Consider the following 20290-nt stretch of genomic DNA (forward strand, 5'->3'; position numbering starts at 1 on the left):
TAGTTGTGAGCGACGTCGATTCGCGGTCGCGGACGACGCGGCCCGCAAGGCGGTGGGAGGTCTAGTTCGTCGCCGGAGACAGTCGCGAGAGCAACTCGCTGCTGTCCCGGAGGTTCACGTAGAGGCTCTCGGCCATCTCCATGCTCATCGTCGACCGCTTCGCCGAGTAGTAGGTTCGCGTCTCCGGGCTGAACTTCGCCTTCCACGTGGTGATCCGGCGCGTGTTCGCACCGACGAGTTCGTAGATCGGCACGTCGCGCTCGATGGCGTTTAGCATGCCGTGCCACTCGACCAGCTCGTTCGCGGGGAGATCCATGTCGACGCGGGCCCCGCCCTGCCAGTGGCGAATCCGGTCCCCGGTGTCGGTGAGGATGTTCCCCGTCACCCGCTCGCCGTCGAGCGAGAGCACGAGCGGTCGGACGGTCCCCTCCGGGAGCCGGTCGTACAGCTCCGTCACGAAGTCGACGGAGAGGTGCGGCGTCCGGTCCTGTTCCTCGTACCGGTCGATCACGCTCTGGGTGATCCACGCGACGTCGTCGCGGTCGCCGACGTCGACGCTGTAGTCCCTGTCCTGGGCGTCGCGGATCAGACGCCGGGGGTTCTGGCTGAACCGACCGATCAGTTCCTCCTCGTCGGGTCGGTCCGCGAGCGGGATCACGTACGTGTACGCCGGGGAGACGTCGAAGTCGTTCCAGGCGAACGGGCGGGCGTCCTCGTAGTGCCAGTCGGTCTCGACGTAAGTGTACTGAGGATCGATCTCCTCGTCGATCCACTCGAGACAGCTCTCGAAGAAGCGGAGGTGGCGTTTCTCCTGTTTTCGCTGCTTCATCTGGTCCATATCCAGCAGTGCGGGCCCCAGATTCGGAATCCCGAGTTCGTACGGCGGAGAGAAGACCAGCGAGAACGGGCCGCTGTTCAGTTCGAAGACGGGGAAGATTCCGACCGGGTGGTTCCCCTTGTATCCCACGAGCGGGTACAGCGTCGCGCCCGAGTGGTTTCGGAGACACTCGAGGGCCTCGTACCGGTGGAAGACCGTCCCCTGGGGGGAGCGATCGACGTACCTGTTCCACGTCTCCTGTTCTGACGGATCGGCTACTGAAACACGAATACTCATTGTTGTCGGTGTCGACGGGCGGTCGATCGCCGAAGGCGACACTCTCGCTCAGCTTCGGTTCATGTAGGCTTTGTTATAGCAGCCGTACGGCCGCTGTAGCCGTACTGCGCAAAACGAAGGGAGTCGCTTCTTTCGTTCCGGTACGGGTCGTGCGGACACGCGGTTCGCGACGGCCGCGATAGCGTCGGTTCGCGTGACCGTACGGACGATCCGACCGTTTCGAGCCCGCGAGACGGGCCGACCCGCGACGGTCGTGCGACCGATGCGGCCTCGAGCCGCCGGTAATCTCATCTTACACCACAAATACAAATATGGTCAATATTTTCACACATACCGAGTTATTTTACAGAAGTCCCTTTCAAACGTCATTAATATGGGATTATTTGTCCGTTCACGGAGCGGAAAAGTTTATGATAGTAAAATCTGATTACCCGGTGTATATGGCACGCAAGACTCCGGGACTGGGTGACGAATCGTCGGACGGTGTGGACGAGAGGGCTGTTGGTGACGGTGCAATCGATCGACGATCGTATCTCAAACTCGCCGGCGCGGCCGCGGCGGCGATCGGGACCTCGGCGGGCGTCGCGGGCGCGCAATCGACCGAGGGAATGAAACGAATCGAACTCGACTACGACCGGTACGGCGATCCGTCGCAGCTGTACAACGTCAACGACAATCGGAGCGGCATTCCGCCGGAATTCGTCTCCTCGCCGACGAACGGTTCGAGTCAGGCGATCCGGATGGAGTTCTCGAGCGCGCAAAAGACCGCGAACCTCGAGTACCGGTTCGAGGAGAACGGCTACGAGATGCCGCGGGAGGTCTACACCAGCTTCAAGCTCTACCCCGACGGGATCCGACTCAGCACGAACGATACGGTCCGGATCTTCTGGCTGCCCCTGACGAACGGCCCCGGCTCGTCGGGCGGCGGCGCGACCGACGGGACCAACGGCTGGTCGAACGCGATCGGGTTCGCCAACCGGAACGACTCGCCGGCGCCGGACGGCTACAACTTCTTCAGCTACTCCTATCACATGGACCGGGGCGGCTCGGGCGACTTCCAGATGACGGACGTTCCGATCTGGATGGACCAGTGGAACGAGATCGAGGGCTACGTCCGGTGTAACACGTTCTCCGGCGGCAGCGCGAACCGGGACGGCGTGATGCGCTACTGGGTCAACGACGAACTCGCCTTCGAGCGGACGAACCTCCGGATGACGACCACGGAGAGCAACCTCATCGAGGGCGTCGGCCCGCTGGGGTACGTCGTCGGATCGAACCTCTCCGGCGACGCGCTGATCTACGACGACCACGAGATCGCGATCGGCGGTATGCCCGCCGAGCGGGACGACTCGCCGCCGTACGACGAGGACCCGACGCTGGTCGAACCCGGCGCCCGCGAGCAGTACGAGGAGCGGTTCACCTACCGAAACGGCGACGAGGAAGCCGCGTACCGCATCTACGTCGACGGCGACATCGTTCAGTCCGACTGGAGCCAGGCGACCTACAACGAGAGCGTCGAGATCACGTCCGACGAGTACGCCGTCGTCGAGGCGACGGCAGAGCCCGGCACTATCGACGGCTACTTCTTCGACGGCGACATCGTCGCCATCTCCGCCGACGACCCCTCGCAGCTCTGGGTCTCGGGCGAGCAGATCGATCCGGCCGATTATCCCGACTCGCCGCCGGCCGAGGACCAGCCCGACGAGCCCCTCGAGCACGTCGTGCTCGTCGACGGCCTCGGAACGACGAGCACCACCCGATACGAGTTCGCCGTCAGCGGTTCGGTCGAGAAATCGACGGACGGGGGCGCGTCGATCGACGACGGCGACGCCATCGACGGCGGACGCGTCACCGGTCTCGTCGGCGGCTGGCGCGACGCCTTCCGCTTCAGCGGCGAACTCGAGGAGCTGACGGTCGACGGGGCCGCGCGCGTCTCCGTCGACGGCGAGGAAATCGATCCCGCGGACTACGGCGACGAGCTGCCACACGTCCTGACCGTGGTCGGGAACGGATCGGAGACGAGCTACGAGCTGACCGTCGACGGGACGATCGACACCGTCCTGGGCGACGCGTCCGCCGGCGGCGCCGAGCGACAGACCACCGAGACCGTGACGGGGACGATCGAGCGCGGCGTCCACCGGTTCCGCTTCTCCGGGGAACTCGTCGACGTCGCGTTCGCGACGGGCGAGACGCACGTGTACCTCGACGCCGAGCGCATCGATCCCGCCGACTACAGCGGCGAGACCCGGGTCCTCCCGCACGCGATCGTCATCGACGGCAGCGAGGCCGACGACGCGACCGACTACTCGTTTACCATCGACGGCGACGTGATCCAGTCGAACTACCGCGACGCGACCGTCGACCGCGCCGACTCGCTCGAGGGTACGAGCGCCGCGGGCTCCGTCGGGGCGGGCGAGCGAGACGCCTACTTCTTCGACAGAGACATCACGGACTTCCAACTCGTCGGCGACGCCACCGTCGACGTCTACCACAACGTTCAGTAGAACCGTCGACTCGGCGTTTCGACGGTTCGATTTCGTCCGTTTTCCGTCCACTACCGGCGATCGAGCGGCCGATTCCTGTCTGAGTAAGAGACCATTTCCTACCGTCAACGACCGGTAATACCGCCTTTCGACCGGGCAATATCGCCTGCCGTCGCCCATATATATTTTCGAGAATTATCGAACAATCGTAGTAGGAATAAAATACAATCATGGAAATCTGACGTTAATCAGTAATAAAGGTTTATAATGGTATCCCCGCGTTACCCGAGTTGTATGACGAGCGATCAGCCGGTAACCGAACGCGATCGATCGGTCAGCAACGACCGAACCAGCGGTGCCGAGGCGGGTCTCGGCCGACGGTCCTATCTCAAGCTGGCCGGGTCGGCCGCCGCGGCGCTCGGAATCTCGGGCGTGGCGGGGTCGGCGGCTGCCGCAGGTGACGGCGACCTGATCTCCGTTAATTACGACGACTACAGCGCCCCGGGCGACGTTTACAACGTCAACGACGTTCGCGGTTCCCATCAGCCCGAGTTCGTCACGAACCGGACGACGACGGGCCAGCAGTCCCTCTACACGGCGTTTACCGACGGTCAGAAGATCGCCAACTGCGAGTATCGATTCCCCGAGCACGTCGGCGACTACCAGGACGAGGTCTACACGCGGTTCAAAATCTACCCGGAGAACTTCAACCTCCATCAGAACGACACCATCCGAATGTTCTGGGGGCCCCTGACGAACGGTCCCGGCTCCTCCGGCGGCGGCAACACCGACGGAACGAACGGCTGGTCGAACGCGATCGGCTTCGCCAACCGGAACGACTCGCCGGCGCCGGAGGGGTACAAGTTCTTCAGCTACTCCTACCACCTCGACAACACCGGCTCCGGTGACTTCCAGATGACCGACGCCGTGGTGCAGATGGACGAATGGAACGAAATCGAGTGCCACGTGAAGGTCAACTCCTACCAGAACGGGCAAGCCAACGCCGACGGCGTGATGCAGTACTGGGTCAACGGCGAACTCGCCTTCGAGGACACCTCGATGCGCTTCACGACGACCGACGACAACCGGATCGAAGCTGTCGGCCCGCTGGGCTACGTCGTCGGCAACGCTTCCAACGCGGCGATGTACTACGACGAACACGATATCTGTCTCGACATGGGCCGCGAGGAGGCCCGCGCCGCCCTCGAGAACCAGTAATTTCTCCGATAGACTCAGTTAGCTACCGGGGCGGAGTGTCGATTCTGTGCGCGAATGGTCGCTACGGCGTCACAGCTGTGAGCCGGTCGTAACACTCAGCCGGCGGACCGACCCACCCGCCCAGCGCCTTCGCCTCCTCGATCATTCGGCGGTAGATCGTCCGATACCCCGGAAACTCCTCCTCGTTTAGGTACCGCGGGTGCCAGAGCGCGGTCATGATCGCGCCGTTGTCGGCCGCCTCCTCGAGGAGGCGCCGGCACTCGCGCCACGCGGCGTCGACCGAGGGCGTCCGGGAGAACAGCGTCGTCTCCATCACCGTCAGCGGGAAGACGACGAACTCGTCGTCGAACGGGCGGAGGACGTCGTACTGACCGTCGAAGCCGTAGCTGTCGCTCGAGCCGTAGCTGGCGTCGTACCGGAGGCCGATCTCCCGGTGGTGTTCCCACGTGTCGGGGAGTTTCGTGTTGAGGTAGTGCTGGCGGCCGCCGCGAACGGAGTCGCCGAGGACGTCCTCGAGGACCCGCTTCTCGTACCGCAGTCGCTCCCGGTCGTCGTAGGAGTCGTAGGAGCCGTGCAGGCCGACCTCCCAGCCGCCGTCGTCGAGCGCCCGAACGACGTCGACGATCTCCGGGTCCGTGATATCGTACCGGCCCGTGTAGAGCATCCAATTGCGGGGCTCGAGCCACTCGCGGGGGGACTGCTCCCAGAGGCGTTTCTCGTTCAAGAAGTACCAGGCCGACCGGACGTCGAGGTCGTCCTCGAGGGCCATCAGCTCCTCGAACTGCCAGTAGGGCCGCTCGTCGGTGACCAGCGACCGGAGGTGGGAGGGATCCCGCTCCGTGGCGGCGTAGTAGGGCGCCTGAAACGTCTTGTAGGGTCGGTCGACGTCGTGGGTGAGACAGAGGGCGAACTCGTAGTCGTCGTCGAACGAGCGGTCCGCCATCACGCGTCGCTCACCCGTTCGACCGTGTTCACGACGAACTCCGTCGTGTCGATCGTCTCGTCGAGCAACGTCCGTCGGCGTTCCCGCCACGTCGAGTCGTCGATCGCCAGCAGCTCACGGGCGGTGGCGGCGACTCGGCTCGGTTCGGCGTCCCGCTCGAGCCGACGGATCAACCCGTAGCGCGTCTGGAGTTCCTCGAGGACGCCGGCGTCCAGATCCGAGACGTACAGCGACGGCGTGCCGAGGACGGCGCTCTCGATGGCCATCGTCGCGCTCTCGCCGAGGAACAGGTCGGCGTGGGCCAGCAGGTCGTGCATTCGATCGGGCGCCAGGTCGATCCGCCGGTCGGCCAGCGCCGGCGGGAGGTCGCCCTCCGCCGAGACGAGGACCGTCGCTTCCTCGCGCTCGAGGTCGGCGACGAGGCGTTCGACGCCGGCCATCCCCTCCTGGCCGATATCGTGGGCCGCGGTCCACGAGATCAGCCGCAGGACGACCAGCGACTCGTCGCCGGCGGTGGCGGTCGCGCCGCCGGGCCCGACGGATTCAGCTCCGGACGCGGCCCCACCGTCGGTCGCCGCGGGGAGTCCCGTCTCGACCGTCGGCTCGAGGTCCGCGAGGACCGACGGGTCGGGACTGAACCGATCCGGGTGGAGGTACGCCAGTTCGTGGTAGCCCGGATAGGTGTAGTGACTGGAGCCGCGGTCGTCCCAGAACGCGCGGGGCGTACAGACGAGGTCGGCGAACGGCAGCGCGAGCGCGTTCGACAGGGTCGCGTGCTCGGTGTCGGTAAACAGCACGCTGTGGCCGTCGACGGCCGCGGACGCGTGTGCGACCGCCGGTTCGCCGATCGCGAGCATGACGTCCGGATTCAGCCGTCGGACGCGTTTGAGCAGGCGGTACTCGTAGGTCGCCTGCACTTTCGCGAGTTCGAGGGGCGACTCCGCGCTCCCCGCGAGGCGCTCGTACTCGATCCCGTAGGCCTCGAGGAGAGCCTCGGTGACGTCCTTCTCGCGGGCGAAGACGCGGACGTCGTAGCCCCGATCCTCCAGTTCGTCGATCGCGTTCCTGAAGAAGTGGACGTGAGCCGGGTGCTGGACAGTGACGACGACGCGGCCCGCAGCTGTGGTCGCCATCGTCACACCTCCATGGATTCGTTTGCCTGCATGTCGAACAGCATCGCGAAGAGGACGAACAGGCAGCCGGTGACGAACAGGAGCGCGCTCACCGATCCGCGGACGAACAGCGGGGCGGCGAGCGTCAGCCAGGCGTACAGCGACCAGACGATCCCGAGGACGCCGATGCCACAGACCGTCGTCCCGAGGAGGTAAAACAGCGCCAGCGGGTGGAAATCGAGGACGAGATAACGGGCCTTCAGCCGCCAGCAGAAGTTCCGGAGGAGCATTCCCGACACGTTCCAGATGTAGGAGGGGTAATCGATGCTCGACTCCTCGTCGCCGTAGACGGCCGGCATCGGGACATCGGCGATCCGCATGCCGCGGGCGTTGAGCTTCACCAGCAGGTCGTTACAGTAGCCGTAGTACTCGTACATCTCCTTGATGCCGACGTTCTCGAGGGCCCGCCGGGAGATGGCCGTGTACCCGTTCTGCGGATCCATCATCTTCCAGTAACCGGAGGCGATCTTCGTCAGGAAGGTCAGGACCGAGTTGCCGAAGAACCGCCACCGCGACATGCCGTCGCGGTACTCCTTGTCGACCAGGCGGTTCCCCTTCGTGTAGTCCGCCTCGCCCTCGACGATCGGGTCGAGAAAGCGCGGCAGGATGTCGGGATCCATCTGCCCGTCGCCGCCCATCACGGCCGTGATGTCGAGCTTGTCCTCGAGGGCCTCGAGGTAGCCGGTCTTGATCGCGCCGCCGACGCCCCGATTCGTTTCGTGTTGAATCGGGACGACGCGCCGGTCGAACGCCGGACCGCCGTCGGTGGCGGCCGCCGGCTGTTCGTCGGCCCGAACGGCCGCGACGGACTTCTCGGCGCCGTTGATCTCCTCGGCCGTCCGGCGGATCTCGTCCCAGGTGCCGTCGGTCGAGCAGTCGTCGACGGCGTAGATCCGATCGACGTACTCCGGCATCGTTCTGAGCACATCGCCGACGAATCCTTCCTCGTTGTACGCCGGGACGACGACGCCGATCGTATGCTGTCTGTACATGCTCTCACCCTCCGTAGCGGCCGGTCCCGGGTTGCGTTCGATACCCTGCAATCCGTCCAAGCGACGCCACTGGTCGATCGCGGTTTCCCCGTCCTCGCGCGCGAGCGAACGGTCGCCCCGAACGGGGGCCGGAGGCTGCCGATCCGGACGCGCTCTCGGTTCTCGGCGCGGCGAGGGCGTCGAAACCGTCGTTCCCGTCCCGACGACGGCCGACCGCGGGACGAGCGCGCTCCGCGCGCTCGGCTACGGGGATACCGTCGGCTGTCCGGACAGCCACGGAGCGGCGATCGAAACCAGTCGAACTCTCCATAGCGAACACGGGGCTATTGTCACAGTGTATAGAGTTTTGTTATTATAGTCGTACAATTCGTTCAGTCTCCCTAACACCGACGTAGAGTGATTCTCGATGGAGTTTTTCTCCTCCATCGATGACAGGGAACAGTACATACACACCAAATTGTCAATGAATGATATACGAATGACTGGAACGCCGACAAGCGTCAGGAACCAGACTAGAAGTGCTCGGGACTGCTACCCTGACGAACGCCGGTAAAGTCAGTCGCGAACGCGACGGTTCAGATACTCGAGAGCGACGACATCGACGTTCGGTCACGGCGGAGCGAGTAAGTACCCCCAACGGCGCCTCGGCGGAAAGATCCAATAGGGCCCGCGAGCGATAGGAATCGCTTTCGGTCGAACGAGCACGACGATCGCGCGCTATGCAGTGGGTACAGCAGACCGAACGCGCCGGTGAAATCGGGCGCGGTCAGCAACGGGGTCCGTCGCCGCCCGGCAATCGCAATCATTAACTATTGTTGTAGTGAATTGAATGACGGTGGCGAAAATATATACGTCTCCCCGATGGCCGTCACGGCGAGCGAGTAGTCTCTCGGGCATCATGTTCTGACGAAATCTCGCGGTAACGAGACTGTGGTTGCTATTCTCAAACGAACACTATCGTCGTTCGTCTACACGAAGTGTCACCGAAGTCAACAACCGCGAGTAACTATCACGAAAGACGATCCAAACCGACGGTAGAACGGCTACACAGGGGTTTTTGGGGGTGAAGCTATACCATGACAGTATGAGACTTCACAACAGGGAGATTCGACAGGACGTTCGAGAGCTCGGCGCGTTACTCGGCGACGTTCTCGAGGACCAGACCTCCCGGCAGGGGTTCGAGACGGTCGAGTCGTGCCGGCGGGCGGCGATCGACTACCGCTCGGGCGACCTCGAGTCCCGCGATCCGCTGATCTCGCGACTCGAGGGGCTGTCGCCTCACAATCAGCGGATCGTCGCGCGGGCGTTTACGACCTACTTCGAACTGATCAACCTCGCGGAGGAGCGCGAGCGGGTCCGGACGATCCGCACCGAATCCAACGAGGGAACGCTCGAGGACAGCCTCGAGATGGCGGCCGAGGAACTCGGCGAGCGCGGCGTCGACACCGTCGAGGATGTGCTCGACGACGTCCTCATCGAGCCGACGTTCACGGCTCATCCGACCGAGGCCCGACGGAAGACGGTCAAATCGAAGCTGCGGACGATCTCGACGCACCTCGAGACGCTAGATGAACGGCTGCTGACCGAGAAGGAACAGTCGCAGGTCTGGCGGGATATCGATGCCGAGGTGACGAGCCTCTGGCAGACGCCACAGGTCCGAAACCGCCAGCCCGAGCCCGAAGACGAGGCGCGTAACGTCCAGTGGTACCTCGAGAACACGCTGTTCGACGTCGTCGGCGAGGTCTACGACGAACTCGCCGACGCCATCGACGCGGAGACGGCGGGCGACNAACGTCCAGTGGTACCTCGAGAACACGCTGTTCGACGTCGTCGGCGAGGTCTACGACGAACTCGCCGACGCCATCGACGCGGAGACGGCGGGCGACCTCGAGATTCCGAAACTGTTCGAGTTCCGCTCGTGGGCGGGCAGCGACCGCGACGGGAACCCCTACGTGACCCCCGAGGTGACCGCGAACGTCTTGGAGCGCCAGCGCGAGGTCGTCCTCGAGAAGTACCGCGACGAACTCAAGCGCCTCTCGGGCGTCCTGAGTCAGGACGGGAGCCGGATCGACACGGGCGGCGAATTCGAGGCCTCCCTCGAGGACGACCGTGAGCGACTGCCCGGAAGCGCTCGTACCGCCGAAGATCGGTACCCGGGCGAGCCCTATCGCCAGAAACTCAAACTCATGCGCGAGCGCCTCGCGCGCGTCGGCGACGTCCGGCCGGGCGGCTACGACGACGTCGACGAACTCCTCGACGATCTCGCGGTCATCGCACAGAGTTTGCGGAACAACGGCGGGGAGAGCGTCGTCGAGGCCCACGTCGATCCGATCCGCCGACAGGTCGCCACCTTCGGCTTCTCGCTGGCCAGTCTGGACCTGCGCGAACACCAGCAGAAACACACCGGCGCCATCGCCGAGGCCCTCGAGCGAGAGGGGATCGACTACAGATCACTCTCCGAGGACGAACGCGTCGAACTGCTGACCGATGCGGTCCTCCAGGACGACCCTCTCGTCGATCTCTCGGAGACGAGCGACCTCTCCGAGGACTCGGCGCGAGTCCTCGAACTCTTCGACAGTCTCGGGGACTGGCAGACCGAATACGGCGTCGAAGCCATCGACACCTACGCCATCTCGATGACCGACGAACCAAGCCACGTCCTCGAGGTGCTCTTTTTGGCGGATCAGGCCGGCGTCGTCTCGCTCCCCGAACACGCGGGGATCGACATCGTTCCGCTGCTCGAGACCGAGTACGCCCTCTCGGGAGCACGACGCATTATGGGCACGCTGTTCGAGAACGAGGCCTATTCGCAGGCCCTCGAGGCCCGCGGGCGGACCCAGGAGATCATGCTGGGCTACTCGGACTCGAACAAGGAGAACGGGTTCCTGGCCGCGAACTGGTCGCTGTTCAAGAACCAGCGCCGGCTGGGCGAGATCTGCGACGATTACGACGTCCAGATGCGGCTGTTCCACGGTCGCGGCGGCTCAATCTCGCGGGGCGGCGGCCCGATGAACGAGGCGCTGCTGGCGCTGCCCAACAACACGATTACCGGCCAAGTGAAGTTCACCGAACAGGGCGAGGCCATCGCCGAGAAGTACGCCAACCCCCGCATTGCCGAGCGCAACATCGAGCAGATGCTCAACGCCCAGCTCCGGGCGCGGCTGTACGCCAAGGAAGAACCCGACGAGGAGGAACTCCCCGAGGAGTGGTTCGACGCGATGGAGACGATGGCCGACGCCGCCCGGCAGGAGTACCGCGATCTCCTCGAGAGCGACGGCTTCGTCCAGTACTTCGAGCAGGCGACGCCGATCACGGTCATCGAGGATCTGGACCTGGGGTCGCGACCCGCCTCCCGCAGCGGGGAGCGAACCGTCGAGGACCTGCGGGCGATCCCGTGGGTGTTCTCCTGGACCCAATCGCGGTGTATCCTGCCGGGCTGGTACGCCGTCGCGGCGGGAATCGACGCGTACCTGGACGACGGCGGCTCGATGGAGACGCTGCAGGAGATGTACGACGAGTGGCCGTTCTTCCGCACCACGCTCGACAACGCCGCCCTCTCGCTCTCGCGAACCGAACTCGAGATCGCCGAGCAGTACGCCGACCTTGCGGAGCCGGAGCTCCGCGAACGGTTCTTCCCGCGCGTGACCGACGAGTACGAACGGGCGACCGAACTGATCACGGAAATCGGCCAGCGGGAGGATCTCCACACCCGCGACTGGCTCGGCGAGAACCTGGCGCGGCGCAACCCCTACGTCGATCCGCTGAACATGTTGCAGGTCTACCTGCTCCAGCAGACCCACCGCACTGATATCGAGGAACGGACGCTCCGGCTGACGGTCAAGGGAATCGCCGCCGGGATGAAGAACACGGGCTGATCGACCGGTTCGGTCCGCGAGGGGGCTGACGCGGCCGTCCGTTCCTCAGTCGTCCTCGTCGTATCGCTCCGCGGCCGACTCGAACCCCAACTCCTCGTATTCGCGACCGCGGCGCTCCTCGAGGGCCGCGATCGCTTCCGGATCCGGCGCCGCGTCGTCGGTGATCCGTGCCCACGAGTTGTGGACCTTGGCGTGACACCACCGGCAGAGGTAGACCGTGATCTCGTGGGAGAGGGTCTCCCCGTCGCGCGCGTACGAGAGGTGGTGCTCCTCGAGCAGCGGCCGCTCGTCGTCGTGGGCCATGCGCTTTTCTTCGAGGCCACAGCGGACGCACTCCCGGTCGCGATTGCGCGAGCGGAAGTGCGGGCAGTCGGCCCACGTCCAGTCGGATTCGGGGTCGACGACGGGACACTCGTACTCGTCTTCGGCGCGCTCGCGGGCGAACTCGGGATCGTGCTCGTAGTGGTCGAATGCGTACCGGCAGTTCCCCTCGCCGGTGAGGTGATCGCAGACGCCCGCGAACTCGTAGGGGTCGTCGACGCCGACCGACGTGCCCCGTGGCGTTTTCTCCATGCGCGGTTAGCGGCCATTCGCACGGCGAGCAGTTGAACGTCACGGGTCGGCGAGTCGACTCGGAACTCCGAGCGTCGGCCGTCGGTTCTCGTCCCCGGAGTCGTCAGCTTAGTTCTGGTCGGTGGCGTTGCCGTCGGTACGTTCGGCTTCGGGGATCGTCTCTTCCTGGTTCCGCCACCAGTCGTCTCCCTCGAGCAGTCGCGTTTCGATCTCTTCCTCGACCGGACTGAAGTTGATCGTGGTCAGCCGCGGATCGTTATCGAAGGGCGACCACTCCGGGCTCACCTCGAATACCAGCGGCCGGTCCGAGCCCTCTTCCTGGTTCGGGACGTATCCGAGGCTCACGTCGTACTGCCCGATGTCGGCTTCGTCCGCGACGAATAGCTGGACGTGTTCGCCGGTGTTGAGCCACCGAATCGTGCGCGTGTTGTAGCCCGTGAACCAGCTATCGTCGATCCCGCCGTAATTCGGCGACCAGTCGAGGGTGTNTGATGTCGGCTTCGTCCGCGACGAATAGCTGGACGTGTTCGCCGGTGTTGAGCCACCGAATCGTGCGCGTGTTGTAGCCCGTGAACCAGCTATCGTCGATCCCGCCGTAATTCGGCGACCAGTCGAGGGTGTCCGAGACGATCGCGAACCGCGCTTCCGGATGGAAGTTATTCTGGAAAATCAGCGCCTCCCACGCACCCTCGAGGGCGCCGGGCCGCTCCTCGTCGTCCTCCTGTGCGCTCGTTACGCCCGACGCTGCGGCGCTCGCGCCGGCGGTGACGACGGCCCCTTTCTTGAGGAACGTCCGGCGCGATTCGTCGGAAACGCTTCTCTCAGGCCGGTGTTCGTTGCTATGAGTCATGGTTCTCTCGTCCCCGCGGACGCCCGCACGTAGAAACGGCGTCCAATAAAAGACGGACGTTCGTTCAGGCTCGTAATCTTCTCGTGGTACCGCCCGTACGACTGTTTTCGGTCGCATCGCTGCGGTTACGGCAACGAAGGACCAATCCGTGCGGGAAAGATCGCGTTACAACGCAGTCGGGACGAGACGCGAAGCGGTTCCGCCACGAAGACGGCGGATCGTTCGATCTCGTCGCAGTCGGCTCGCGACTGCGCCTCGAGCGAGAAGACTTTTGCCACCCGCCTTCCGACTCGAGGGCGTGCAGTTGGTTCACGAAGCGGATTCGGGCGGCGATGCGACCGACGAGGGCGGCGACCGACGAGTGCTGGCGGCGGATGTCGACCTCGCCGACTCGCTGCTGAGCCAGACCCGCGGCCTGATGTTTCGCCGATCGATGCCCGACGACTCCGCGCTCGCCTTTCGATTCGATTCCGCGAAGGTCCGCGACGTCCACATGCTGTTCGTCTTCTTCCCGATCGACGCCGTCTGGGTGGCCGACGGCGTCGTCGAACGAATCGAGCGCCTGCGCCCGTGGAGGAGCTTCGCCCGCGCGGAGTGCGACCTGCTCGTCGAACTTCCGGCCGGCGCCGCGGACGGCGTCGAGGAAGGTGACCGGGTCGTCATCGAGTCCTGAGCGCCCCCAAACCGAGGTGCTGAGGGGTCGAACGAACCGGGAGTGGAGGACGCCGAACCTCGTATCAGCGAGTCGGGACCGGCGGATTTAAGTCAGCATACTGTGATAGAGGCACATACATATGTCCGAGGATAGAGGAAGTCGGGGCAACCCGGCTGGGCGTGAAATTCTCCGATGAAACGACCGTAACCACCGATTCGCTTCTACCTGTGACTCACTCCGCCAACGATACGATCGCTCCAGACCGCACAGTCCGCCTTCTCGATACGACGCTTCGCGACGGCGAACAAGCCCCGGGTGTCTCCCTGACGCCCGACGAGAAAGTCGAAATCGCTCGCTCGCTCGAGCGGGCGGGCGTTTCGGTCATCGAGGCGGGCAGCGCCTGCACCGGTGCGGGCGAGCGACAGGCCATCTCGCGGGTGACCGACCTCGAGCTCGACGCCCGCGTCACGAGCTTCTGTCGCGGAATGGAGTCCGACATCGATCTGGCCCTCGAGTGTGACGTCGACGGGGTCCACATCGTCGTCCCCGCGAGCGACCGCCACATCGAGGACAAGGTCGGCACCTCACACGAGGACAACCTCGAGAAAACCGCCGAACTCGTCGCCTACGCGAAAGACCACGACCTCTGGGTCGAGGTCATCGGCGAGGACGGCTCCCGGGCCGATCTCGACTACCTCGAGGAGCTGATGGCGACGGCCGTCGACGCCGGCGCCGATCGGATCTGCTTCGCCGACACCGTCGGCCACACCGGGCCGGAGCGCACGGCCGAAGCGGTCGGTCGGCTCGCCGACGTCGGACCGGTCAGCGCCCACACTCACGACGACCTCGGCCTGGGCGTTGCGAACGCGCTGGCGGCCGTCTCGGCCGGCGCCGACCTCGTTCACTGTACGGTCAACGGGCTCGGCGAACGCGCCGGCAACGTCGCGCTGGAGGAGGTCGCGATCGCCCTCTCGCACGTCTACGACGTGGAGACCCTCGACCTGACGGAGCTGTACGACCTCGCCCAGACCGTCTCGCGGTCGACCGGCGTCCAGCTCCCGCCGAACAAGGCCGTCATCGGCGAGAACGCCTTCACCCACGAGAGCGGGATTCACACCGACGGGACGCTCAAGGACGACAAGATGTACGAGCCCTACGAGCCCGAAACCGTCGGCCGCGAGCGCCGGCTCGCCCTCGGGAAACACACCGGCCGCGCGGGCGTCGCGGCGACGCTCGAGGAACACGGCGTTGATGCCGCCGACGACGAAATCGCCGAAATCGCGAATCGCGTCACCGAGCTCGGCGACCGGGGTCGTCGGGTCACGGACGCCGACCTGCTTGCGATCGCCGAGGACGTCACCGGCGACGACCGCGAACGGGTCGTCGAACTGCTGGACCTCAACGCCACCAGCGGCGGTGCCGTTCCCACGGCGAGCGTCCGACTCGAAGTTGACGGCGAGGAACGCGTCGCGAGCGGAACCGGCTCCGGCCCCGTCGACGCCGCCGTCTCCGCGGTTCGCGAGGCGCTGGGCTCGATGGCCGACGCCGAACTCGACTCCTACCACGTCGACGCCGTGACCGGCGGCACCGACGCCGTCGTCACCGTCGAGGTAACCATGATTCGCAACGATCGCTCTGTGACGGTCGCCCGCAGCGAGGCCGACATCACGCGCGCGAGCGTCGAGGCGATGGTCGACGCGCTCGATCGGTTGCTCGCGGCCGATCAGCAGCCGCTCGCGCCGGCGGACGACTGAGGTCGCGACGAGCCGTTTTTCGCACGTTCGCTGGAGAATAGCTGCCGTTTCGGATTCGTCCCGCTAGTGGAACCGCTGGCGGGAGATGACGTTCCAGGGGTCGAGCAGGTAGACGCACGCGATGAATAGCGCGAGGAGCACGACGAACAGTTTGAGGAACTCGCTCACGGTCGACGGAATGCCGGGCTCGATCGTGATCGCCATTACGGCCCCGACGCCGATCCAGAGGGCCCCGACGATCAGTCGCTGGCGAATATTCATACGTGGACGTTCGCGGCGGGCGTAATGAACCCGACGGGTCGTCGCCGGTGGGCGACCCGCTTACAGGGAGGGACCCTGCGGGCCGAACGTTTTCTCGTCGAGGACGTCCTTGCGAACGTCCGTCTGGTCGACGTCCTCGTAGGCGACCGGCCCTTCGACCTGATGGGCTTCCGGACCGGGCTGATTACCGATGTAGACGACGTTCGGATCCGTCCCGATGTCCTCGAGGAGTTTGAACTGCGACTGCGGATCGCCGCCGAAGTTCTCGAGGACTTCCTGTGCGAGTTCCTCGTCCGATCCCTGGAACTCCTCGTCCTCGCCCGGATCTTCGGCGAGCTCGAGTTCGACGAGCAGTTCCTGGCTCTCGAGATCGAGTCCGTTTTCGTCGAGCGCGCGGACGACGTCGAACACGGCCGCCTCCTGTTCGGCGAGGGTCTCGTTCGCCCCGTGTTCGGGTTCGCCGCCCTCTCCGAGGATGGCGACCGCCAACACGATCGCGATCGTCTCCTCGTCGAGGTCCTCGACGGACTCGACGACCGACTGGAGGTCCTGATCGTTGCCCTCGAGATTCTCCTCGATCGTCTGCGGATCCGGGAGATCGGTTTCGATTCGGACGAGCGAGCGGCTTTTCGCGGTGTTCTCGATGTACCGTTGCGGATCGCTGTTCGGATCGTTCATATCGCCGAACTGAATGACCTCGGGGGGACAGGCGTCCTCGCAGGCCGTCCGGCCGACGAATTCCTCGCCCTTGCTTCCGTCCTGGCGCGTCGGACAGAACGTACACTTCTCCATGACGCCGCGCGGCCCGCGGGCGCTGACCGGGCGGCCCCGTTCGTCGTAGACGTGGTCCTCCTCGAGTTCGGATTCGGGGACTTCGGGCTCGTCCCACTGGAAGTAGTTGACACCGTACGGGCAGGCGACCTGACAGTAGCGACAGCCGATACAGACGTCGTAGTCGGTCAGGACGAGCCCGTCGGAGTCGCGGGTGTGCCGTGCCGTCGTCGGACAGACCTTCTCACAGGGCGCGTCGGTGCAGTGCTGACAGGGCCGGATGAGGCGGTAGTCCTCCTCCTCGTCGGTCGTCTCGTCCTGGTAGTCGAGGATGTACATCCAGTTGGCGCCCTGATCCCAGTCGTGTTCCTCAGCGCAGGCGACGACACAGGAGAGACAGCCGTCGCAGTACTCCAGATCGAGCGCCATACCCCACTGGGTCCCTTCGTTCTCTTCGCCCCCCTCTTCTGACTCCTCCGCGACCGCGGCGGCCGGCGGTTCGTCCGAACCGCCGTTGGAGATCCCCCAGGCGCCGAACCCCACCGCGCCGGCGCCCCCCATCTTCTTCATCACGTCGCGGCGCGACTCCTCGTCGACGCCGAACCGGGAGAGCGTGTTCTCGAGGCGCCCGTCCTCGTCGGCGTCGCCGGCCTCGACCGGCCGTTCGTCCTCGCCGAACTCCTCCATCACGTCCTCGTGGTAGCGATCGTGGAACTCCTCCTCCGAGAGCTCCCCCTTGGTGACGCGCATGGCGTCTTTGGCCATCTCCATCCCCAACTCCGCGTCGTACTCCGTGTCCTCGAGTTCCGCCTCGAGGCCGTCCTGCCACTCTTCGCCGAGGGGATGAAACGTCTCCTCGTCCGCACCTTCGTGATCGTCGGAGCTCACCGTTTTCCACCCCGATCGACGGCCGCCTGGTTACAATCGAGTCCCATTTTCTGCTACTACCGGTTTCGGACCTATTTCGATAAACAGTATGCTTGCGATTGGCATGGGATCGGCCGACACTCACGGACGTCCACCACGGGACGGCTCGCCGCACTCGACGACGCGGGTTTCGATTAGTGTCGTGGCTCGATCGAGGACGGGTCTCGGACTCGGGAAGTCCGTCCGCTGTTCGTCTCGTTGCACCGTGAGAAGCGCCGAGCGGGAGATTTGAACCACGGCCGGAGCAACGCTCCTCCCTGATTCGAATCACCGCGGTCGTTTTGCAACAACGGGAGTCGGTTCGCGCCGCTACGCGTCGCTCGTCGTTAGTGTCGCTGCAAAAGCGCCGAGAGGGAGATTTGAACCACGGTCGAAGCAAAGCTCCTCCCTGATTCAAATCTCCATAGTGGGTTTCACGGCGCAGTGGCTCACTCTGTTCGCCTTGTTGCGCCGTGAAAACGCCGAGAGGGAGATTTGAACTCCCGAGTCCGTGAGGACAGTAGATTTCGAATCTACCGCCTTGGCCGGGCTAGGCTATCTCGGCTCACTCATTCGTACCCGGGTGATGTTTTTACCCGTTTCGATTTTCGCCTCCCGTGGGAGTGCGTACCGCGTGCCAATCTCGGGGTCCCCGCTCGTCCTCAGAGGATATCACCGACGCGTCGCGGCTCGCCCTGGAGGTTCGGCTGTTCGGCGACGATCTGCAGCACTTCGTGGTCGGTCACGTCGTAGTAGGTCTTCTCCGTCGCCTCCTCGATGAGTTCTCGCTCGAGGCGGAACTCGGTGCCTTCGTAGACGACGTCGACCCCCTCTTCGTCGAACGCGAGAGTCGTCATGGACGGCCGTACGCGGCGCGGGATTAAAAGAGAGGCGTTGCGACTCGCGTCGCGTGAGACGCGCGTCAGACGCGCGGCGGACGACGCGCGAGGTTTATTAGTGGATAACTCCTTTGGGGTGAAGTGTGGCCTTCAGCAGGGACCCGTTAGACGAACTGGTCGTTCCCGACGGAACGGAAGCCAAGGAAGTCGACCTCGTAACCGACGGTGACGTCCTCGTCGGCGGTCGGTCGACCGTCGAGTTCGGGGTCCGCGGCCGAAACGTCCTCGCCGGCGAAGGCGTCGAGTTCGGCGGCGCCATCGAAGCCGAGGCGGACTGTCGTCTCGACATGTGGTGTGAGGTCGCCGAGAACGTACTGGTCGGGCAGGACGCCTACATCGGCGAGCGCGTCCACGTCGCCGGCGAGATGAAAGTCGCCGGCGACCTCGATATCGGCGACGACGTCGAGATCGAAGAGGGGTTCGAGGCCAACGGCTGGATCGTCATCCGCAACCCCATGCCGACGATCGTGTTCCTGTTCGTCTACCTCAAACACCTCCTGCTGATCGGCGAGGAACAGACCGCGCAGCGACTCGTCTCCGAACTCGTCGACGAGGACGAGGGCGAGGAGATCGACGCCGACCCGCTCGTGATCCCTAAAAACGCGACGGTCAGCGACGACGCCTGGCGGGTCTCGACGCCCGCGACGATCGGCGACGACTGCCGGCTCCACGGCAACGTCCGCGCCGAGACGATCGCCGTCGGGACCGACACCACGATCTTCGGCAGCCTCCGGGCTCGAGGCGACGTCACCGTCGGCGAGGAAACGCGGATCCACGGCGACCTGACCACGCGCGACGGCGACGTCACGATCGCAGCGGGTGCTCGCGTCCTCGGCGACGTCTCGTGTGCGGCGCTGGAACTCGGCCCCGACGCGGAGATCGACGGGACGATCCGCGCCGACGGCGAGATCACGATGGGGACGACCGACCGCGAACCCGAGTGAGGACGGGTCGCGGGCGAGAAAACGAAGCGGGGCGCTCAGTAGATCAGTTCGTCGTCGTTTTCGACCATGTACAGCGTCCGCGCCGCGATGTTGACCGAATGATCGCCGACGCGCTCTAGGTCGCGGATCGTCAACAGGAGCCGCGAGACGTCCTGCAATAGCAGTTCGACCTCTTCGGGCGAATCGAGTTCGCGCTCGATCAGGTCGCGGACGACGATCTCGCTGGCTCGCTCGGCGAAATGATCGAGGTCGTCGTCGCGAGCGGCGAGTTCGCGACAGGCTGCGGTGTCCTCCTCGTCGTAGGCGACCATCGCGTCCTCGATCATCTGGAGGGTCAGCTCGCCCATCTCCTGGACGTCGACGTCGGGGAACAGGTCCTCCTCGGCGTCCAGCGTGTACTCCCCGAGGTTCGTCGCGAGGTCGGCGATCCGCTCTAAGTCGGTGATGATCTTGAACGAGGCGGCGATAAACCGGAGGTCGCTCGCGACCGGCTGCTGGAGCGCCAGCAGGTCGATACAGTCCTGCTCGAGATCGAGGTACATCCGGTTGATCTCGCCGTCGCCCTCGATTACCTCGTGGGCGAGTTCGTGGTCTTTCTGCTCGAGGGCGTCGAGCCCCATTCGAAGTCGCTCCATGACGACTTCGCTCATGTAGAGGATGTCCTCGCGGAGTTCCGCGAGTTTCTCCTGATACGATTTTCTGGCCATGGTTCAGCCACCTTTCCGGGCGTAGATATAACTTGTGCCACCGAACTACCGGAACCGCCTGTCGCAGGCTGCATCGATCCGCGAGCGAAGTGTCGGACCACTACGACGCTTGAAACCTTGTCAACGTGAAACGCATTATACGAAGCGCTCCAAAAACGGCTCGGTAGAGTACG

The 20290-nt window shown here is 64.7% G+C and carries 15 protein-coding genes, 1 tRNA gene and 1 pseudogene; 6 read left to right on the forward strand and 11 right to left on the reverse strand.

Annotated elements, in window-relative coordinates; all coding sequences use genetic code 11:
• Positions 1–61: 61 nt before the first annotated feature.
• Entirely contained in the window at positions 62–1114 is a 1053-nt protein-coding gene (locus C477_RS11185) for a GNAT family N-acetyltransferase (RefSeq protein WP_008894599.1), read from the reverse strand.
• A gap of 440 nt (positions 1115–1554) precedes the next feature.
• On the opposite strand from C477_RS11185, the gene C477_RS11190 reads away from it, so the two are divergent.
• Positions 1555–3618 carry a hypothetical protein gene (locus C477_RS11190; protein ID WP_049914491.1) on the forward strand — a complete coding sequence of 688 codons (2064 nt, stop codon included), beginning with the start codon at positions 1555–1557 and terminating at the stop codon, positions 3616–3618.
• 273 nt (positions 3619–3891) lie between these two features.
• On the forward strand, positions 3892–4815 hold the full coding sequence (locus tag C477_RS11195; protein WP_008894601.1) for a hypothetical protein: 924 nt from the start codon (positions 3892–3894) through the stop codon (positions 4813–4815).
• A 61-nt stretch (positions 4816–4876) separates the two neighbouring features.
• On the opposite strand, the gene C477_RS11200 is transcribed toward C477_RS11195, so the two are convergent.
• Genes C477_RS11200 through C477_RS11210 form a run of 3 tightly spaced genes read right to left on the reverse strand, consistent with a single transcriptional unit; the run spans position 4877 to position 7922 of the window.
• Positions 4877–5758 carry a polysaccharide deacetylase family protein gene (locus tag C477_RS11200; protein WP_008894602.1) on the reverse strand — a complete coding sequence of 294 codons (882 nt, stop codon included), beginning with the start codon at positions 5756–5758 and terminating at the stop codon, positions 4877–4879.
• Positions 5758–6891, reverse strand: coding sequence for a DUF354 domain-containing protein (locus tag C477_RS11205; RefSeq protein ID WP_049914492.1), 1134 nt, complete (start codon positions 6889–6891; stop codon positions 5758–5760). The genes C477_RS11200 and C477_RS11205 overlap by 1 nt, the downstream gene beginning before the upstream one ends.
• 2 nt (positions 6892–6893) lie before the next feature.
• Positions 6894–7922 carry a glycosyltransferase family 2 protein gene (locus C477_RS11210; protein WP_008894604.1) on the reverse strand — a complete coding sequence of 343 codons (1029 nt, stop codon included), beginning with the start codon at positions 7920–7922 and terminating at the stop codon, positions 6894–6896.
• A gap of 1084 nt (positions 7923–9006) precedes the next feature.
• Between C477_RS11210 and C477_RS11215 the strand changes: the two are divergent.
• A pseudogene (locus C477_RS11215) lies at positions 9007–11797 on the forward strand (phosphoenolpyruvate carboxylase).
• Positions 11798–11842: 45 nt separating this feature from the next.
• Here C477_RS11215 and C477_RS11220 read toward each other — a convergent pair.
• Positions 11843–12370: a DUF7097 family protein gene (locus tag C477_RS11220; protein WP_008894605.1), complete on the reverse strand. Its 528-nt coding sequence runs from the start codon at positions 12368–12370 to the stop codon at positions 11843–11845.
• A 108-nt stretch (positions 12371–12478) separates the two neighbouring features.
• Complete coding sequence (locus tag C477_RS11225) at positions 12479–12715, reverse strand: hypothetical protein (protein WP_049914493.1); 237 nt, start codon at positions 12713–12715, stop codon at positions 12479–12481.
• Positions 12716–13518: 803 nt separating this feature from the next.
• On the opposite strand from C477_RS11225, the gene C477_RS11235 reads away from it, so the two are divergent.
• Together C477_RS11235 and C477_RS11240 are read left to right on the forward strand one after the other, a co-directional pair.
• A complete protein-coding gene (locus C477_RS11235; RefSeq protein WP_049914495.1) occupies positions 13519–13893 on the forward strand; it encodes a DUF192 domain-containing protein in 375 nt (124 codons plus the stop codon).
• Positions 13894–14102: 209 nt separating this feature from the next.
• On the forward strand, positions 14103–15629 hold the full coding sequence (locus C477_RS11240) for a (R)-citramalate synthase (protein WP_008894607.1): 1527 nt from the start codon (positions 14103–14105) through the stop codon (positions 15627–15629).
• A 63-nt stretch (positions 15630–15692) separates the two neighbouring features.
• On the opposite strand, the gene C477_RS11245 is transcribed toward C477_RS11240, so the two are convergent.
• The 4 genes from C477_RS11245 to C477_RS11260 form a co-directional block, all read right to left on the reverse strand.
• Complete coding sequence (locus tag C477_RS11245) at positions 15693–15890, reverse strand: hypothetical protein (RefSeq protein WP_008894608.1); 198 nt, start codon at positions 15888–15890, stop codon at positions 15693–15695.
• 60 nt (positions 15891–15950) lie between these two features.
• Positions 15951–17549 (reverse strand): 4Fe-4S ferredoxin N-terminal domain-containing protein, encoded by a 1599-nt coding sequence (locus C477_RS11250; RefSeq protein ID WP_008894609.1) that lies wholly within the window; start codon positions 17547–17549, stop codon positions 15951–15953.
• A gap of 498 nt (positions 17550–18047) precedes the next feature.
• A tRNA-Ser gene (locus tag C477_RS11255) sits at positions 18048–18132 on the reverse strand.
• A 97-nt stretch (positions 18133–18229) separates the two neighbouring features.
• Entirely contained in the window at positions 18230–18424 is a 195-nt protein-coding gene (locus C477_RS11260) for a DUF5800 family protein (protein ID WP_008894610.1), read from the reverse strand.
• 125 nt (positions 18425–18549) lie between these two features.
• Here C477_RS11260 and C477_RS11265 point away from each other — a divergent pair, with 125 nt between their 5' ends.
• Complete coding sequence (locus tag C477_RS11265) at positions 18550–19410, forward strand: polymer-forming cytoskeletal protein (RefSeq protein ID WP_008894611.1); 861 nt, start codon at positions 18550–18552, stop codon at positions 19408–19410.
• A 35-nt stretch (positions 19411–19445) separates the two neighbouring features.
• Here C477_RS11265 and phoU read toward each other — a convergent pair whose 3' ends face one another.
• Positions 19446–20117 (reverse strand): phosphate signaling complex protein PhoU, encoded by a 672-nt coding sequence (gene phoU, locus C477_RS11270; protein WP_008894612.1) that lies wholly within the window; start codon positions 20115–20117, stop codon positions 19446–19448.
• Between the last annotated feature and the right edge of the window lie 173 nt (positions 20118–20290).

It is taken from the genome of Haloterrigena salina JCM 13891 (assembly GCF_000337495.1).
GTDB lineage: Archaea > Halobacteriota > Halobacteria > Halobacteriales > Natrialbaceae > Haloterrigena > Haloterrigena salina.

What these genes read in the sequence shown, in the direction of transcription:
- C477_RS11185 (WP_008894599.1), bottom strand. Translation starts at nt 1,114, where the DNA reads ATGAGTATTCGTGTTTCAGTAGCCGATCCGTCAGAACAGGAGACGTGG.
- C477_RS11190 (WP_049914491.1), top strand. Translation starts at nt 1,555, where the DNA reads ATGGCACGCAAGACTCCGGGACTGGGTGACGAATCGTCGGACGGTGTG.
- C477_RS11195 (WP_008894601.1), top strand. Translation starts at nt 3,892, where the DNA reads ATGACGAGCGATCAGCCGGTAACCGAACGCGATCGATCGGTCAGCAAC.
- C477_RS11200 (WP_008894602.1), bottom strand. Translation starts at nt 5,758, where the DNA reads ATGGCGGACCGCTCGTTCGACGACGACTACGAGTTCGCCCTCTGTCTC.
- C477_RS11205 (WP_049914492.1), bottom strand. Translation starts at nt 6,891, where the DNA reads ATGGCGACCACAGCTGCGGGCCGCGTCGTCGTCACTGTCCAGCACCCG.
- C477_RS11210 (WP_008894604.1), bottom strand. Translation starts at nt 7,922, where the DNA reads ATGTACAGACAGCATACGATCGGCGTCGTCGTCCCGGCGTACAACGAG.
- C477_RS11220 (WP_008894605.1), bottom strand. Translation starts at nt 12,370, where the DNA reads ATGGAGAAAACGCCACGGGGCACGTCGGTCGGCGTCGACGACCCCTAC.
- C477_RS11245 (WP_008894608.1), bottom strand. Translation starts at nt 15,890, where the DNA reads ATGAATATTCGCCAGCGACTGATCGTCGGGGCCCTCTGGATCGGCGTC.
- C477_RS11260 (WP_008894610.1), bottom strand. Translation starts at nt 18,424, where the DNA reads ATGACGACTCTCGCGTTCGACGAAGAGGGGGTCGACGTCGTCTACGAA.
- phoU (WP_008894612.1), bottom strand. Translation starts at nt 20,117, where the DNA reads ATGGCCAGAAAATCGTATCAGGAGAAACTCGCGGAACTCCGCGAGGAC.